Source organism: Acuticoccus mangrovi, assembly GCF_016411865.1.
Taxonomy (GTDB): Bacteria; Pseudomonadota; Alphaproteobacteria; order Rhizobiales; family Amorphaceae; genus Acuticoccus; species Acuticoccus mangrovi.
Window position 1 is genome coordinate 464,066 of the sequence record NZ_JAEKJA010000001.1, and the last position, 17,436, is coordinate 481,501.

The 17,436-nt window shown below is 69.8% G+C and carries 12 protein-coding genes; 3 read left to right on the top strand and 9 right to left on the bottom strand.

The window, feature by feature from the left end:
* Positions 1 to 36 precede the first annotated feature (36 nt).
* Complete coding sequence (locus JCR33_RS02105; protein WP_198880341.1) at positions 37 to 4,041, bottom strand: tandem-95 repeat protein; 4,005 nt, start codon at positions 4,039 to 4,041, stop codon at positions 37 to 39.
* 491 nt (positions 4,042 to 4,532) lie between these two features.
* Between JCR33_RS02105 and JCR33_RS02110 the strand changes: the two genes are divergently transcribed.
* Entirely contained in the window at positions 4,533 to 5,414 is an 882-nt protein-coding gene (locus JCR33_RS02110) for an MBL fold metallo-hydrolase (RefSeq protein ID WP_198880342.1), read from the top strand.
* A 21-nt stretch (positions 5,415 to 5,435) separates the two neighbouring features.
* Here JCR33_RS02110 and JCR33_RS02115 read toward each other — a convergent pair whose 3' ends face one another.
* Positions 5,436 to 7,067 (bottom strand): long-chain fatty acid--CoA ligase, encoded by a 1,632-nt coding sequence (locus JCR33_RS02115; protein ID WP_198880343.1) that lies wholly within the window; start codon positions 7,065 to 7,067, stop codon positions 5,436 to 5,438.
* Between the two features lie 735 nt (positions 7,068 to 7,802).
* Here JCR33_RS02115 and JCR33_RS02120 point away from each other — a divergent pair.
* On the top strand, positions 7,803 to 9,194 hold the full coding sequence (locus JCR33_RS02120; RefSeq protein WP_198880344.1) for a phenylacetate--CoA ligase family protein: 1,392 nt from the start codon (positions 7,803 to 7,805) through the stop codon (positions 9,192 to 9,194).
* A gap of 80 nt (positions 9,195 to 9,274) precedes the next feature.
* Here JCR33_RS02120 and pdxH read toward each other — a convergent pair whose 3' ends face one another.
* Positions 9,275 to 9,889: a pyridoxamine 5'-phosphate oxidase gene (pdxH, locus tag JCR33_RS02125; protein WP_198880345.1), complete on the bottom strand. Its 615-nt coding sequence runs from the start codon at positions 9,887 to 9,889 to the stop codon at positions 9,275 to 9,277.
* Between the two features lie 103 nt (positions 9,890 to 9,992).
* Between pdxH and JCR33_RS02130 the strand changes: the two genes are divergently transcribed.
* Positions 9,993 to 11,012, top strand: coding sequence for a DnaJ C-terminal domain-containing protein (locus tag JCR33_RS02130; protein ID WP_198880346.1), 1,020 nt, complete (start codon positions 9,993 to 9,995; stop codon positions 11,010 to 11,012).
* A 31-nt stretch (positions 11,013 to 11,043) separates the two neighbouring features.
* Here the strand turns inward: JCR33_RS02130 and JCR33_RS02135 are convergent, their stop codons facing one another.
* The 6 genes from JCR33_RS02135 to JCR33_RS02160 all read right to left on the bottom strand — a co-directional run bounded on the left by JCR33_RS02135 (position 11,044) and on the right by JCR33_RS02160 (position 17,404).
* Positions 11,044 to 11,628 (bottom strand): pyroglutamyl-peptidase I family protein, encoded by a 585-nt coding sequence (locus JCR33_RS02135; RefSeq protein WP_198880347.1) that lies wholly within the window; start codon positions 11,626 to 11,628, stop codon positions 11,044 to 11,046.
* Positions 11,625 to 12,584 (bottom strand): methylmalonyl Co-A mutase-associated GTPase MeaB, encoded by a 960-nt coding sequence (gene meaB, locus JCR33_RS02140; protein ID WP_332461095.1) that lies wholly within the window; start codon positions 12,582 to 12,584, stop codon positions 11,625 to 11,627. The genes JCR33_RS02135 and meaB overlap by 4 nt, the downstream gene beginning before the upstream one ends.
* Positions 12,569 to 13,051, bottom strand: coding sequence for a DUF1131 family protein (locus tag JCR33_RS02145; protein WP_198880348.1), 483 nt, complete (start codon positions 13,049 to 13,051; stop codon positions 12,569 to 12,571). Before JCR33_RS02145 ends, meaB begins: the two co-directional genes overlap by 16 nt.
* Before the next feature lie 302 nt (positions 13,052 to 13,353).
* Positions 13,354 to 13,800: a cytidine deaminase gene (locus JCR33_RS02150; RefSeq protein WP_332461096.1), complete on the bottom strand. Its 447-nt coding sequence runs from the start codon at positions 13,798 to 13,800 to the stop codon at positions 13,354 to 13,356.
* Positions 13,784 to 15,931 (bottom strand): methylmalonyl-CoA mutase, encoded by a 2,148-nt coding sequence (gene scpA / locus JCR33_RS02155; protein ID WP_198880350.1) that lies wholly within the window; start codon positions 15,929 to 15,931, stop codon positions 13,784 to 13,786. Before scpA ends, JCR33_RS02150 begins: the two co-directional genes overlap by 17 nt.
* Positions 15,932 to 15,934: 3 nt before the next feature.
* Positions 15,935 to 17,404: a methylmalonyl-CoA mutase family protein gene (locus tag JCR33_RS02160; RefSeq protein WP_198880351.1), complete on the bottom strand. Its 1,470-nt coding sequence runs from the start codon at positions 17,402 to 17,404 to the stop codon at positions 15,935 to 15,937.
* Positions 17,405 to 17,436 lie beyond the last annotated feature (32 nt).

Genomic DNA, 17,436 nt, shown 5'->3' on the forward strand with positions numbered 1-17,436 from the left:
CGAGCCGCGTGGCGGCGTTCGGCGTGCGCGCCGCGACTATCCGGTCAGGACCATCGACAGATACTCGTCGGAGGCGTTGAGGGCGGCGGTGCCGTATTGTCCGGCGTAGTCGAGGACGACGGTGAACGCCTCGACGTCGCCAGGGGCGAGGCTGGTGCCGCCGTCATAGGGGGCGAGCTGGAAGACCGGCGTGTCGGGGTCGAACGACAGCGTGTCCGCGCCATAGACGCCGTCGGAGCGGACGGCAACGTCGATGAGCGGATCGAAGGCGATCGCGAAGTCGTCGACGTCGACCGCGTCGTCGCCGACATTCTCCGCCGTGATGACGATGACGGCGCCCATGCCCCAGTCCGTCTCGGTGGTCACCGAGAGGTCGATCTCGGGCTCGGTGGTGTCGGTGGCCGTCTCGCCGGCCGTCTCGCTGGTGTCGGGCTCGGCGACCTCGACCGCGAAGTCGTCCAGCGTCACGCCGAGGGAGGAGCTGTTCCAGGTTCCCGGATAGTCGAGCACGAAGTCGAGCTTGCCGGTCTCTCCGGGGGAGAACACGCCGTCGGGCGCCGCGTCGTCGAGCTGGAACGTCACGCTGTCGCCGGTGTTGGCGATTTCGACGCCGCCCCAGATCTGGTCCGGTTCGATCGTCACCGGATAGTCGGTGGCGAAGGTGATGGTGATGTCACTCGCCGCGACGTCGGTGGAGCCCGAATTGGTGAGGTCGACGCGGATATAGGCGCCGCTCCCCCAGTCGTTGACCGTGGTGAGGACGAGATCGAAGGCGGAGGAGGCCGCCGGCGCGCTGACCTCGATCAGGACGTCCGCCGTCACGGTGCCGCCGTTTCCGTCCGAGATCGTGACCTCGAAGCCGTCCTCGCCGGCAAAGCCGCTCTCTGGCGTATAGACGACGGCGCCGTCCTCGATGGCGACGGTGCCGCTGCTGCCGGCCGCGACGGCGCTGATCGAAAGGGAATCGCCATCGACGTCCGCGGCGCCGAAATCGGCGAGATCGATGGTGACGGGCGTGCCGGCGGGCGTCGTGAGGCTGACATCCTGCGCCGTCGGCGCGTCGTTGACGGCGGTCACGGCCACGTCGACGGGCAGCGCCAGAACGCCGCCGTCGCCGTCGGCGACGGTGACGGTGAAGCTGTCGGCGAGCGTGGAGTCGGCGTTCGGCGTGTAGGTGATGACGTCGCCGTCGAGGCTCACCGTCCCGTGGCTGCCGCCATCGACGGCGGTGACGCTGAGGGTGTCGCTGTCGATGTCGGAGACGCCGGCGATGACGGTCGCGACATCGAGCGTCACCGGCGTGTCCTCGAGCGTCGCGATGAAGATGGGCTCGCCGGTCGGCGCGTCGTTGACGGGCGTGATCGTGACGCTGACCGGGAGGAGGAGCGTGCCGCCGGCGCCGTCGGAGATGGTGATGGTGAAGACGTCGTCGCCTGAGGCGTTCGTGTTCGGCGTGTAGACGATGGACGCGCCGTCGAGGGCGACGGTGCCGAGCGTGGCGCCGCCGACGGCGGTGATGGTGAGCGCGTCGCCCTCGGCATCGAAGACGTCGGCGAGAACGCCGTCGACGTCGAGGCTGGTGGGGGTGTCCTCCGAGGTGGTGATGGCGATGGGATCGGCCGTCGGGGCATCGTTGACCGGCGTGACGGTGACGGCGACCGCGACCTCGCTCGTCGCGCCACGATCGTCGGCGAGCGTCAGGGTGAAGCCGTCCTCGCCCGCGTAGTTGGCTGCGGGCGTATAGACGATGGCGCCGTCGGCGAGCGTCACCGTGCCGTGGGCCGCGCCGCCGACGCCGGCAAGGCTGATCGCGTCCCCGTCCGCGTCGCTCGCGGCGGCGAGGAGGGCGGCGACGTCGAGGCTCGCCGTCCCGTCCTCGGCGAGGACGAGGGAGGGCGGGGCGAGCAAGGGTGCGTCGTTGCGCTCAGTGATCGCCACGCTCACCGGCAAGAGCACCGTGCCGCCGGCGCCGTCGCTGACGACGAGGCTGAAGGCGTCGCTGCCGAAGGCGTCCGCGTCGGGCGTATAGACGATGGCGTCGGCGCCGATCGTGACCGCCCCGAGGCCCGGAGCGTCGCCGATGCCGGTGATCGTGAGGGTGTCGCCGTCGACGTCGGCTGCCCCGGCGAGGAGCGTGTCGAACGGGACGGTGAGGGCGGCATCCTCTCCCGTCTCGAGCGATACTCCGTCGGCGGTCGGCGCGTCGTTCACCGCCGTGACGGTGACGTTCACGGTGGCGGTGGTCTCGTTGCCGGTGCCGTCGGAGACGGTGAACACGAAGCTGTCGCTGCCGTTGGCGTCGGCGGCGGGGGTGTAGAGGAGCCCGGAGTCCTCGAGGCTCACCGTGCCGAGCGCGCCGTCTGTCACGGCGACGACGGTGAGGGTGTCGCCGTCGGCATCGCTCGCGTCGGCGAGCAGCGTGTCGAAGGAGAGCTCGGTGGGCACGTCCTCGAAGAGGGCGAAGTCGACGTCGGGCACGACGGGCGCGTCGTCGAGGGCCGCATCGATGCGCGGGGTGAGCACCGTGAAGGTCGTGCTGTCCACCCCGAGGCTGGATTGCTGGTAGACCCCGTCATACTTCAGCACGAACAGGAAGCTTGCCACCTCGCCCGGCGCGACGGTGGGCCCGTCGTTCCAGGTCTGCAGCTGGAACACCGGGCGATCGGGGTCCTCGTCGATCACCGTCGCGCCCCAGACCTGGCTGGTCTGGATGGTGACGTCGGTGTCGGGATCGAAGGCGATGGTGATGTCGCTGAGGGTGATCGTCTCGTCGCTCGTATTGGTCAGCTCGACCGTGAAGACGGCACCATTGCCCCAGTCGGACGGATCGACGATGGCGATTTCGAAGGGGCTGGTGCCTTCCGGCTCGGCCGGGTCCTCGGGCAGCGGCTCGCCGTCGCCGACTTCGACGGTCGCCGCCGCGAGCAGGGCTTCGAGATATTCGTACTGGTAGGTGCGCACCGTCTCGAAGTCGGAGCCGAGCAGGCTGTAGGTCAGCGTCTCGGTGGAATCGCCCGGGTTGAGCGCCCAATAGGCCCAGCCGGCCACCGACATCTCGTCCGCGGAGATGACGCCGTCGCCGTCGCGATCGCCCATGAGAACGTTGGCGAGAGCCTCGCTCCAGGCCGAGTTCTCGCCGTCCTCGACGCCGAACTCACCGAGGAAGATCGGTACGCCGAGTTCTTCTTCGACATAGCCCCAATAGGCGCGGAAGATCTCGTAGTAGGTGTCGTAGGAGGACGACTCCAGCTTGTCCGTCGACGGGTCGCCGTAGTCGTGGGCGGAGTAGACGAGCTTGTTCGCCACGTCGAGGACGACGGGATTGTCGGCGACGTCCTTGAGGTTGCCGCCCCAGGTGTACCAGTCGCCGTCCGCCGACAGCTGCACGCCTTCGACGATGATGAGCCAGTCGTCGTCGATCGCCTGGATGGCGTTGCCGGCGAGGGTGGCGGCGCGCGCCATGTCGTCCCAGGTGGCCGAGTAGGGCTCGTTGCGCAGGTCCGCGCCGATGACGTTGGCCTTGTCGGAGAAGAGATCGGCGAGCTGCTCCCAGGTCGCGATCCAGTCCGCTTCGGTGTAGTTGTCCTCGCGCCAGTCACCATAGTAGCCGTCGAAGCTTCCATCGGTGAAGCGCAGGAAATGATTGTCGAGGATCACCGAGAGGCCGTGCTCGGCGGCCTTGTCGATGATGACCTCCATGATTTCGAGCGTATTGAGGCCGACGAGCTCGGGATTGAGCGTGGTGTCGATCGGAAAGGCGGGGTTCACCTCGAAGGGATCGAGCACGCTCTCGATGGAAAAGGGCAGGCGCAGCGTGTTGAAGCCGAGATCGACGACCTGCTGCAGCATGTCGTCGATGGAGCGGTATTCGAGCCCGATCGGGGCGCCGCGATTGGTCTCGAGCCCCCACCAGTTGATGGCCTTGATGGTGACCGCGTCGCCGTCCTGATCGACGATCCGGTTGCCGGACGTGGAGAGCGCCGCGAACGTCTTGCCGGTGAGGAGCGAGGCCGGGAGGTCGGACGGATCCGGTGATACCACGGTCATAATTCTTCAGTTTCCGGCCGTGGCGACGCACAGCTCATCCAATGAATTGAACGACGCCCACGGCGAGACCCCGCCGCATCCGTCGCGACACCAGGCCGAGCCGACCCATGGCGGCGCGTCCCGTTCGGCTCGAAAGGGCTCACCAAACCTGCCTTATCCTCCAGCGGTCGGCACGATAGATGATGCCCAAGCCCAACTGTTCCGGCTAAAAATCTTGAGCCGGTAGGTCTAAACTGTGTCAATTGTATTGTTTTTGTTAGAATCTATAGGATCACTTTTATGTCGTGCGGTGCAAGGCCTAAAAGTGAAGAAAATGAATGGTTTGTGGGCACGCACCCCGCCGGAGCACCCCGGTGTCTCCGGGAGGCGACGGACAGGGGTCGGCAACTCTCGCCATTGACAGAGTGGGGCGGCGGACCTTTGTTCGTGCTTTCTGTTCCGGCAACATCGAGAGGGCTGTCCGCGATGCTGGCAGCGGTGGTGGCATGAGCGAATTCGATCCCCGCTATGGCGAGGCCGTGGGCCTCGGCAATGCCATCGTGCGGCTGGTCGCCAACAACCCGGGACCGCTCACGGGTGCCGGCACCAACACCTATCTTCTCGGCACCGACACGCTGATGATCCTCGACCCCGGGCCGGACGACGCCGCGCACCGGGCGGCGATCCTTTCCGCCGTGGCGGGGCGGCCGGTGAGCCACATCCTGATCTCCCACACCCACCACGATCACATCGAGGGACTGCCGGCGCTCCGGGCCGAAACCGGCGGGCTGACCGTGGGGGAGGGGCCTTATCGGGCCTCGCGCGCACTGAACGAGGGGGAGACCAATCCCTTCGCCAAGTCGTCCGACACCGACTTCGTGCCCGACATCGCGATGGCGGACGGCGACCGCCTCGACAATGGCGAGGTCGCGGTCGGGGCGATCGCGACGCCCGGCCATACGGCGAACCACCTCGCCTTCACCCTCGGCGAGGACTGCTTTTCCGGCGATCACGTGATGGGCTGGTCGTCCACCGTCGTCGCTCCGCCGGACGGGTCGATGCGGGACTACATGACCTCGCTCGAGCGCCTGCTCGGCCACGCCCACGCGCGCTATCTGCCCGGCCACGGTGATCTCATCGAGGAGCCGCACAAGCGCGTCTCGGCGCTGAAGTCGCACCGCCTGATGCGCGAGCGGGCGATCAAGGAGCGCCTTCAGAAGGGCGACCGTACCGTCGCCGAGATCGTCGCCGCGCTCTATACCGACATCGATGTCCGGCTCGTACGGGCCGCCGGCCTCTCGGTGCTCGCCCAGCTCGAAAAGCTCGCCGACGACGGCGCCGTGGTCGCCGAAGGGTACGGCGTCGACGCGCGCTGGCACCTCGCCTGAAGGCAGCCGTCGCGCCGCCGCTCAGGCGCCGTAGTAGGTGCGGTAGCGCTCGCGCAGCGTCAGCTTGTGGATCTTGCCCGTCGCCGTGTGGGGGATCTCCTCCACGAACTCGACGCTGTCGGGAAGCCACCATTTGGCGACGTGCGGAGCGATATGGGCGAGGATCGCCCCGCCGTCGCGCGCTGCCCCCTCCACGGGAACGATGAGGAGGAGGGGCCGTTCGTCCCACTTCGGATGCGGCACGCCCACCACGGCCGCCTCGGCGACGTCGGGGTGGGAGAGCGCGGTGTTCTCCAGTTCGATGGACGAGATCCACTCCCCGCCGGACTTGATGACGTCCTTCGAGCGGTCGGTGATCTTCATGAAGCCGAGCGCGTCCATCACCGCGACGTCGCCGGTGTCGAACCAGCCGTCGGGGCTGAAATTCTCCGCGCCGGAGTTGCGATGGTAGCGGCCGGCGACGGCGGCGCCGCGCACCTTGAGGCGGCCGAAGGTGCGCCCGTCGCGCGGCACGGGGCGGCCCTCGTCGTCGGTCACTGTGGTCTCGACGGTGAAGGGCGGGCGCCCCTGGGTCTCCTTGACGGCGAAGCGGGCGGCTTCGTCGAGCTCGCGGTGCTCGGGGAGCGGGCGGGCCATGGTGCCGAGCGGGCTCGTCTCGGTCATCCCCCAAGCGTGCACCACCTCCACGCCGTGGCGCGTCTCGAACGCCTCGATCATCGCCCGCGGGCAGGCGCTGCCGCCGATGACGAGACGCTGGAGCTTCGGCAGGCGCCCGCCCGTCTCCTCCATGTGGCGCAGCAGGCCGAGCCAGACGGTGGGGACGCCGGCAGAAAGGGTCACCCCTTCCGCCTCCATCAGTTCGAACAGCGAGGCGCCGTCGAGATGGGGGCCGGGCATCACCATCGCCGCGCCCTGCATCGGGGCGGAGAAGGCGAGCGACCAGCCGTTGGCGTGGAACATCGGCACCACGGGCATGACGACGTCGTTGGCCGAGATGCCCAACATGTCGGGCACCGACATCGCCATGGCGTGGAGCACGTTGGAGCGGTGGCTGTAGACGACGCCCTTCGGCGCGCCGGTGGTGCCGGAGGTGTAGCACATGCCCGCCGGCGCGGTTTCCGGCACGCTCACCCAGTCCGCCGGGGCGGCGCCGGACATGAACTCGTCCCATGCCGTGATCTTGAGGGCCGTCCCCTCGAGCGCCGTCGGCGGGATCGCCGCCCACGGCTCCAGCACGACGACCTCCTCCACCGTCCGCAGACTGTCCGCGATCCGCTCGATGATCGGCAGGAAGCTCGCCTCCACCACCAGGATGCGGTCCTCGGCGTCGTTGACGATGTAGCGGATCTGATCCTCGAAGAGGCGCGGGTTGATGGTGTGGTGCACCGCGCCGGCGCCCATCACGCCGTACCAGAGGGCGAGGTGGAGATCGGTGTTCCAGGCGAGGGCGCCCACCCGGTCGCCCGGCTTAAGGCCGCGGGCGAGGAGGCGACCGACGATCCGCCGCGCGTCGTCGCGCACCTCGGCGTGGGTGGTGCGGACGATTCGCCCGTCCGGACGGCGCGTCACGATGCGGCGGCCGCCGTGATAGGCGGCGGCGTGGTCGATGATCCGATGGACCAGCAGCGGCCAGTCCTGAATGGAGCTGAGCATGGCGCCCCCGCGTCGCCCCCTGGTGGTCCCCGTTGTGGCCCGGGGTCGGGGAAAGCATAGCCCGACCATCGGTTTGCGCAACAGGGTGGTTCGCCGCCGGGGGGTGGCCTCGGCGCGCGGCGGACCATGGCGAGGGGTGTCGAAGTCATGGTCGACGCCATGCACGATTCCGCTGCGGGCGGACGTGACCGCGGTGAGATTTGGGCCCGATCCGACGAGATGATCGGCAGCCTCGCGTGGCTATTTCTCTGCCGTGCGGGGAGCGGGGGAACGGGCTCGTCGATCATCCGTCTCCACCGCCTCGATACCAAAACGATCCGCCGGGGCCGAGGGCGATGTGACAGCATTTTGCTGCACCGCGGCGATTTTGCCCGGAATCATTTCCACCTGTGCGGTCTTTGCTCTAGAGTGAGGGCGAGGATGGGCAGTCCGGTTGCGCGGCACGCGGTGCGGCACGGACCGGCCGCCCAGTCGGCCGTGCCTGGCGCCGTTGCGCGGCACGGCTCGCGCGGGTTGCCGTCCGGCGACCCGACCCATCGGGGCGACCGGTCCGCCGGACGCCTTTCGCGACGGCTGAGCGCGTGTCCCTCGACGCGTGCCGGTGCCGCGAGGAACGGGCCTTCCACGAGGAGGCGCGGTCGTCGCGGGACACGGTCGTCACTCCCCTAGTCGGCCGTTCGGCCGTGCGGCGTCGCCTCGCGCGGCTCCGCTTCGAGAACTCACGACGAGGAGTCCATGAACCAACACAACCGCCCGACCAACGTCGCCGCGCGCGCCGTAACCGGTCACGGTCACGTCGATCCCAGCGAGGCCTATTGGGACCCGGCGCTCGAAACTCAGAGTCGGGACGCGTGGGAGGCGATGAAGCTCGACCTTCTGAAACGCCATCTGCGCCACGCCTACGACAACGCCCCCTACTATCGCCGAAGCTTCGACGCCGCCGAGGTCCATCCCGACGACGTGAAGACCCTCGACGATCTCAGCCGCTTTCCGACGATCAACAAGTCGGTGCTGCGCGAGCGGCAGGAGGCGAAGCCGCTCCTGGGCGATCTCGCCGCCGTCCCGGAGGACGAGGTGGTCTACGTCTCGGCCTCGTCCGGCTCCACCGGCGTCCCCACCGTCTCCCCCTTCACCCAGTCCGATTTCGACGAGTGGATCGACTACGAGGCGCGCCAATTCTGGTCGTCCGGCCTGCGCCCGCAGGACCGCTACTGCCACTCGCTGAACTTCTCGCTCTTCATCGGCGGCCCCTGCGTGCTCGGCGCGCAGAAGCTCGGCGCCCTGTCGATCCACGGCGGCACGGTGCCGTCGGAGCGGCTTCTCACCATGCTGAAGACCTTCCAGGCGACGGCGATGTGGACCACCCCGTCCTACGCCTGGTATCTCGGCGAGACCGCCGTCAAGGAAGGGATCGACCCACGCAAGGACCTCGCGGTGAAGCGCATCTTCGTGGCCGGTGAGCCGGGTGGCTCCATCCCGGAGACGCGCCGGCGCATCGAGGATCTCTGGGGCGCCGACGTCTACGACTACTACGGCCTCTCCGACATCTTCGGCGCGTGCGCGGGCATGTGCGAGGCGAAGGACGGCCTCCACTGGGCCGAGGACCACATCCACGTCGAGGTGATCGACCCGGAGACCGGGCTGCACGTTCCGCCCGGCGGGCGCGGCGAGATGGTGCTGACGACGCTCAAGAAGCGCGCCCGCCCGCTGATCCGCTTCCGCACCGGCGACATCGTCTCCTTCACCGACAAGCCGTGCAGCTGCGGGCGGACCTCCATTCGTCTCCTCGGCGTGCACGGCCGGCTCGACGACATGCTGGTGATCCGCGGCGTCAACATCTTCCCCTCCGACGTCGAGGCGATCATCCGCAAGGACCACGACTTCACCGGCGAATATCGCCTCATCGTGGAGCGGGTGAACCACCTCGATCAGCTCACGGTGGAGGCGGAGCGCATCCGCGGCTTCAACGGGACCGACGAGGAGCTCGCCAAGCGTCTCAAGGACCACATCAAGGCGGTGAGCGGCGTCGGGGCGAAGGTGTCGATCCTCGACGCCGACAGCCTGCCGCGCGGCACGCACAAGGCGAAGCGCGTGGAGGACCGCCGCGATCACGTCTGGACGGCCTGACCGGGCGCCCTTGCGGCAGGAGCCGGGACCATGAACGCGCGTTCGTGGCCCGGCTCTAGCGGGCAGATGGCGCGCGACGGTTAGGGGAAGAGGCGCTCGACGGCCCATCCCGCGCCGTCGCGCAGGTAGCGAAAGCGGTCGTGGAGGCGGAAGGCGCCGTCCTTCCAGAACTCGATCTGCGTCGGCGTGATGCGGTAGCCCGACCAGTGCGGCGGGCGCGGCACGTCGCTCGGAAACTCCGCCTCGCGGGCGGCGACGCGGGCTTCGAGCTCGGCCCTGTCGGCGGCCGGCCGCGACTGGTCCGAGGCCCAGGCCCCGAGCTGGCTGAGGCGCGGACGGCTGGCGAAATAGGCGTCCGCCTCGGCGGCGGTGACGGGTGTGACCGGTCCGCGCACCCGCACCTGACGGCGCAGGCTCTTCCAGTGGAAGAGCAGCGCGGCGCGGGGCTGACCGGCAAGCTCCGTCCCCTTGGCGCTCTCGGTGTTGGTGTAGAACACGAAGCCGTCCTCGTCGTGCCCCTTGAGGAGCACCATGCGCAGGTCGGGCATCCCCTCGGCGTCCACGGTGGCGAGCGCCATCGCGTGGGGATCGTTGATCTCCGACTGGCAGGCCTCCTCGAACCAGGCCGAGAACAGGGCGATGGGGGCTGGAGCTTGTCCGTTGCGGACAAGCTCGTCGCTAAGGCTCGCGCTCATCGCCACTCGCTACTACATAGAGAAGTCTTCATAGTTCACCGTTCTTGGGGATGACCGGAAAGGGCGGCTTGCCCTTTGCCGACAGTCGCATGATTGGACACGGATGGCGCGCGATCCTTACACAGTCCTCGGAGTATCGAAGTCCGCTTCGGAAAGCGAGATCAAGTCCGCTTACCGTCGGCTGGCCAAACGCTATCACCCGGACACCAACGCGGACGACCCGAAAGCACAGGAGCGTTTCGCCGAGGTAAACGGGGCTTACGAGATCGTCGGCGACAAGGACAAGCGGAAGCAGTTCGACCGCGGCGAGATCGACGCCGACGGGCACCCGCGCTTTACCGGAGGCTATCAGCCGGGGGGCGGCAGCGGCGGTGACCCGTTCGCCGGCTTCGGGGGCTTTTCCGGCTTTTCCCGTGGCGCGGGCGGGGCGCGCGGCGGCGAGGCCGGCGCCGGTGGCGGCGCCAACCGGACGTGGCGCTTCACCTCCGACGGGACGAGCGGGGTCGACGAGATCCTGCGCGAGTTCATGAATGGCGGCGGGCGCGGCGGCACCGGCCGGCAGTCCGGCTTCGGCAGCGGCGGTGGCGGGTCGGAGCGGGGCGCCGATCTCGAAGTGGTCGTGACGGTGACGCTGGAGGATCTCGCGAGCGAGGACAAGCTGCGCGTCTCGCTGCCGACGGGGCGCACCGTCGACGTGACGCTTCCGGCGGGCGCCGAGCCCGATCAGCAGATCCGCCTGCGCGGTCTCGGCCACGAGAGCCTGACGGGCGGCCCGGCGGGCGATGCGATCCTGACGCTGCGCATCGCCGCCCACCCGATCTTCACTCGCGACGGGGCCAACCTGAAGCTCGATCTGCCGGTGACGCTCTACGACGCCGCCCTCGGCGCCAAGGTGCGCGCGCCGACGCTGACGGGGTCGGTCAACATCACGGTGCCGCCGGGATCCTCCAGCGGCAAGACGCTGCGTCTGCGCGGTCTCGGCCTTCCGAGCAAGGCCGGCGGCAAGGGCGATCTGCTGGTGACGCTTCTCATCGACCTGCCGCGCGAGCTGCCGGACGACTTCCTCGACATGATGCGCGAGTGGCGGGAGGATCACCCCTATCAGCCCCGCTCCCCCGGCTGAGCCTGAAGCCCATTCCGGCTGAGCCCGTGGGTTAACGCAGCCCCGGGCGCCGGCGGTCGATCACCGCGCGCAGGTGGTCGATCAGCCAGTCGGCGTGGAGCCGTAGGCCGGCCGCGGAGAGCGGACCGCGAGGCCGGGCGAGGGGCACGTGCACGAAGAGGGCCGCCCGGCTGACGGCGAGGGCGGCACCATAGCCCGCATTGCAGATATAGGCGCCGGCGCTGTCGCTAGCGGTCACCGGAAAACCCCGCCGCCGCGCCGCCTGCACCAGGCGCGGGACGTCGAAGCCCGTGTGGCGGAAGCGGAGGGGGGCGGCCGTCGGGGTCTCGCCGGAGGCGTCTTCCATGGCGCCCGCGACGGGGTGGGCGAAGCGCTCGTAGCGGATCCGGTGCGCCCGGGCGGCGACGCCGAACATCAGGACGCCGTCCATACCCTGCGCGAGGCGGGTGAGCTCGCGGCCGACGTTCCAGTGGGTGTCGAGGCATGCGGCGGTGACGCCGGGCGGCGGGCTCTCGGCGATGGCGCGGACCAATACCTCGGTGGGGTTCTCCGGCACGCCCGGGAAGGGGCCGAAGCCCGTCACGAGCAGGCGCGGATGGCCGAACGCCCGGCTCACGGCAGAAGATCCAGGATGGAGCGTGCGGCAAGGCTCGGGGCGAGCCGGCCCTCGCGCACGGCGGTCTCCGCCTCGGCGCGGGCGGCGCCGGCATGGGCGGCGAGGTAGTCCTCGAGCCCGTCGCGCACCATGTCGCGCATCCAGGTCACCCCCTGCTCGCGACGCCGCGCATCGAGCCGCCCGTCGGCGGCGAGGCCGTCGCGGTGGGCGAGGATCGCCGTCCACAAGGCGTCGAGCCGGTCGCCCGTCGCCGCCGAGAGGGTGAGGATCGTCGGCGTCGTCTCCGAGGCGAGGATCTTCACCGCGCTGAGAAGCTCGGCGGCGGCCCGGCGGGCGGCGTGGACGTTCGCCCCGTCGGCCTTGTTGACGGCGATGATGTCGGCCCGCTCCAAGAGACCCTTCTTGATGCCCTGGAGCTCGTCGCCGGCGCCTGGAAGCATCAGCGCCACGAACGTGTCGACCATCTCGGCGACGGCGGTCTCGGACTGGCCGACGCCCACCGTCTCCACGATCACCACGTCGAAGCCGGCGGCCTCCGTCAGGAGCATCGCTTCGCGCGTGCGCGCGGCGACGCCGCCGAGGGAGCCGGCCGAGGGGGAGGGGCGGATAAAGGCCGCGTCTGCGGTGGCAAGGTGCGTCATGCGCGTCTTGTCGCCGAGGATCGCACCGCCGGTGCGGGTGGAGGAGGGATCGATCGCGAGGACGGCGACGCGGTGCCCCTCTTCGATGAGGCGCATGCCGAGCGCGTCGATGAGGGTGGACTTGCCGACGCCGGGCACGCCGGTGATGCCGACACGGATCGCCTTGCCGGTGCGCTCGATCAGGGCTTGGACGAGGTCGCTGCCCTCGCGCCGCCGCTCCGGGCGGCGCGATTCGACGAGCGTGATGGCGCGGGCGAGGGCCGCCCGCTCGCCCGCCGCCACGCGACGGGCAAGATCGGTCAGCTCGCGTGCCACACGATCCGCTGCAGCTCGGCGCGCTTCAGATCCTCCGCGGAGGCGAGCTGGTCGAACGGGCCGTCATATTGGGGGATCGAGAAGACGAGGGTGACGTGGCTCGCCCCCCGCGCCTTGCACACCGCCATGCCGCGCCACAGGGCGTGGCCGTTGCGGCAGTCGCGACGGCTGACGCCGGCTTGCGCCATCGTCATGCCGATGCGCTCGCCGTTGGGCCCGGCGAGATGCTGCACGACGCCGTGGATCTCGCCCACGGTGTTGCCCGGTCCCTTGAAGAACTGCACCGCCTGGACGTCGCCGATGAAGGCGGCCTGGGTCCACACAGTGTTGTCTTCCTTGGCGGTCTGGATCGGGCGGATCTCCGCACCGGGGGCGACCTTGGCGAGGGCGGCCTCGGTGTAGGGGGTGCCGGAGCGAATCTCGCCGGCGCCGTCGTCGGTGATCACGAGCCAGGTGCTCGGAGACACTTGGGACTCCGTCAACGGCTCGGCAGGCGTTGCCACACAGCCGGCAACGCTCAACAGAAGGAGGGGGATGAGCAGGACTCGAAGCATGCATGCGCACTATCAAATAGCCGCATTTCTGTCAGGCGGCGCCCGACGATAGCCTCAATTCCGAGGAAATCACCCACCGACAATTGTCGCGATTGTCGGAAAATGCCTCGGATCCGGCTGCGCTGGACCCTGCATCACAAATGCGGGAGGACGCAACCGGGTGGAGCACCGGAACGCGCGTTCTCGGCTCGTTCCGTTTCTTTATGGTTAATCGATCAGCCTCCGGCGAGGCGGTCGGGGCCGAAGGCGTGCGGCAGGATCTCGCGGAAGGGGGCGCGCAGCGTCTGCGTCCCGTCGCGCGACTGGACGAGGACGATGGCGTCGCCGCCGGCGAACTCGGCGATCATCTGGCGGCAGCGGCCACAGGGGGTGGCGAGCGTCGGACCGTCGGGCGCTGCCGCCGGGTAGCCCACCACCGCGACGTGGGTGAGGGTGCGCACGCCCGCAACCGCGGCGGCGGCGATGGCGTTGGCCTCGGCGCACAGGCTGAGGCCGTAGGAGGCGTTCTCGACGTTGGCGGCGGTGAAGATGCGGCCGTCCTCGGCCCGCACGGCGGCGCCCACGTGAAAGTTCGAGTAGGGGGCGTAGGCGTTGTCGGCGGCGGCGCGCGCCGCGGCGATCAACGCCTTCTCGTCGTCGCTCAGCTCACTCGGCTGCGGCACGCGGCGCGTATCCGAGCTGGGCGTTGAGTGTATCGAGCAGCGTCTCCGCCGCATCGGCGATCACGGTGCCGGGCGGGAAGATCGCCGCCGCCCCCATCTCGCGCAGCTCGGCCACGTCACCGGGCGGGATCACGCCGCCGATGGCGATGAGAATGTCGGAGCGACCCTCCTTGGCGAGCGCGTCGCGCAGCGCCGGCAGGAGCGCGAGGTGGGACCCTGCGAGAGAGGAGACGCCGACGATGTGCACGTCGTTGTCGACGGCCTGACGCGCGCACTCTTCGGGCGTGGCGAAGAGGGGGCCGATATCGACGTCGAAGCCGAGATCGGCGAAGGCGGAGGCGATCACCTTCTGGCCCCGGTCGTGCCCGTCTTGGCCCATCTTGGCGACGAGGATGCGCGGGCGGCGCCCGTCGTGCTCGGCGAAGGCGTCGGCCTCGCGGCGGACGGCATCGATACGCTCACCCATCTTGCCGGACTCCCGTTTGTAGACGCCGGTGATCGCCTTGATGTCGGCGGTGTGGCGGCCGAAGGCGCGCTCCATGGCGTCGCTCATCTCGCCGACGGTCGCCTTGGCGCGGGCCGCCTCGATGCACAGGGCGAGGAGGTTGGCATCGCCTTTGGCGCCGTTCTCGAGCGCCGAGAGGGCGGCCTTCGTTGCCCTCTCGTCGCGCTCGGCCCGCAGCCGCTCCAGCTTCTCGATCTGGCGGCGGCGCACGTCGGCGTTGTCGACCTTGAGGACCTCGATCGCCTCCTCGTCGGCGGTCTTGTACTTGTTGACGCCCACCACCGTCTGCTCGCCCGAATCGATGCGTGCCTGCGCCTTGGCGGCCGCCTCCTCGATGCGCAGCTTGGGCGTGCCCGCCTCGATCGCCTTCGCCATGCCACCCATCGCCTCCACCTCCTCGATGTGGGTGAGGGCGCGGGCGGCGAGGTCGTGGGTCAGCGCCTCGATCGCCGGCGATCCGCCCCACGGGTCGACGAAGCGCGTGGTGCCGGACTCCTCGGCGAGCACCAGCTGGGTGTTGCGGGCGATGCGGGCGGAGAAGTCGGTGGGCAGCGCCAGCGCCTCGTCGAGGGCGTTGGTGTGGAGCGACTGGGTGCCGCCCTGGGTCGCCCCCATCGCCTCGATCATGGTGCGGGCGACGTTGTTGTAGACGTCCTGGGCCGTCAGCGACCAACCGGAGGTCTGGCAATGGGTCCTGAGCGACAGCGAGCGGGGGTTGTTGGGGCGGAACTCCTTCTCGATGAGCTTCGCCCAGAGGTAGCGGCCGGCCCGCATCTTGGCGACTTCCATGAAGAAGTGCATGCCGATCGCCCAGAAGAAGGACAGGCGCGGGGCGAATTCGTCCACCGTCATCCCCGCCTTGATGCCGGCGCGAACATATTCGAGACCGTCGGCGATGGTGTAGGCGAGTTCGAGGTCCGCCGTCGCCCCGGCCTCCTGCATGTGATAGCCGGAGATCGAGATGGAGTTGTACTTCGGCATGTGCTGCGCGGTGTAGCGGAAGATGTCCGACACGATGCGCATCGAGGGCCGCGGCGGGTAGATGAAGGTGTTGCGGACCATGAACTCCTTCAGAATGTCGTTCTGAATGGTGCCCTTGAGGTCGGCCTGGGCGACGCCCTGCTCCTCCGCCGCCACGATGTAGAGGGCGAGGACGGGCAGCACGGCCCCGTTCATCGTCATCGACACCGTCATCTCGCCGAGGGGGATACCGTCGAAGAGGGTGCGCATGTCGAGGATGGAATCGATCGCGACGCCCGCCATGCCGACGTCGCCGGAGACGCGCGGATGGTCCGAATCGTAGCCCCGGTGGGTGGCGAGGTCGAAGGCGACGGAAAGGCCCTTCTGTCCCGCCGCGAGGTTGCGCCGGTAGAAGGCGTTCGATTCCTCGGCCGTCGAGAAGCCCGCATATTGGCGGATCGTCCACGGCTTCTGGACGTACATCGTGGGGTAGGGGCCGCGGATATAAGGCGGCTTGCCGGGCACCGTTTCGATGGGGAGGCCGGCGACGCGGCCGGGGTCGGTCACGGGATCGACGCTGATCCCCTCGGGCGTCGTCCAGGGCGCGCCGACGGGGCGTTTCAGCGGGCGGGCGGCATAGTCGATCTTGGTGAAGTCGGGGATCATGGGTCAGCCCTCGAATGGGCGCGCGGCGCGGGCCGGGGGAAGCGGTGGAGCGGTGATCGTCGACGCCGGCAGCGCGGCAGCGAGGTCGGCAAGGCTCGCCCCGGCGCCGGCGGCGGCGAGGAGGGCGGCGAAGCCGTCGCCCTCGACGGGCCGCACGTGCCGGGTCGGCGCCTCGACGGGCGCGATCTGCGGAACGGGCGTCGGCGCCGGCGGCGGATGGCGGGTCACGCCGATCATGACTTTCTCACCGTCGGCAAGGGCCGCCTCGCTCGCCTCGGCCGCCGCGGTGACGGCGTCGGCGACGGTGCCGGACGCGATCGCCGCCGTCAGCCCCTCCCGCTCGTAGGCCTGGAAGAGACGCCAGGCCTCCTCGGCGATCGCGTCGGTATAGGCCTCGATGGCGCCGGCGCCGGCGGCCGGATCGCACAACATGTCGACGTGCGATTCCTCCAACAGAAGCGTCTGGACGTTGCGGGCCATCCGGCGGGCGAAGGGGCTGGCGGCGGCGTCGAAGGCGCGCACCGTCACGCTGTCGGCCCCGCCGACGCCGGCGGCGAAGGCGGCGATGGTGAGGCGCAGAAGGTTCGTCTGCGGGTCGGAGAAGGAGAGCATCCGCGCCGTGGTGGTGGCGTGGAGGGTGAGGGGGCGGTCGACCCCGCAGGCGGCGGCGAGAAGCCCGTGCAGGCGGCGGGCGGCGCGCATCTTGGCAATGGTGGCGAACTCGTCGACGTCGGCGCAGAGGGCGATCTCGATCGCCGGCAGCGAGACGTCGGGGGCGATCCCCTCGCCGTCGAGGGCGCGGGCGAGGGCGGCGGTGGCGGCGAGGGCGAAGGCCACCTCGTGCGCGGGTGTCGCGCCGGCTTCGGCGAGGGGGCGCGCGTCGGCGGTGAGGAGCGTTCCGGCGAGGCCTGCCTCGTCGGCGGTGCGCAGCATTCCGGCAAGGAGTGGAGCGAGGGTCTCGGGGGCCGGCCCTTCGCCCGCCGCTGCGAGGCTGCCGAACGGATCGACGCCGCCCGACAGCACCATCGGCGGTGTGCCGCGGCTCCGGGCGAGCGCGAGGAGGAGGGCGAGCGCCGGCAGACCCCGCGCGCCGGCCTCCAGGCGCACCGAACAATGGTCGAGCAGGATGCCGGCAAGCGCCTCGTCGAGCCCGTCCACCGTGTCGGCGAGGAGGCCCCGGCCGTCGGCCCCGGGCGCCCCGGCGAAGACGAGGGCGAGGCCGGTGGCGCCGTTCTCGAGATCCTCGCGCGCCTGGCGGGCGGGCCCGGCGCCGCCGTCGACCCGCTGTACCACCTGCCAGGGGCCGGCCTCGGGACGGCCGCTATAGACCGGGTTGCGCGGAGGGTAGATCGGCTCCAGCGTGGGGCCGTCCGCAATCCTCGTGCGCAGCGTGTCGAACGGGGCGCCCTTCAGCGCCTTTTCCGCCAACGGGCGCCACGCGTCCCAGAGTGCGGCTTCGCCAGTCAGTGCCATGGTCCTTCCCCCCGAAGCGAGTATGGTCGATC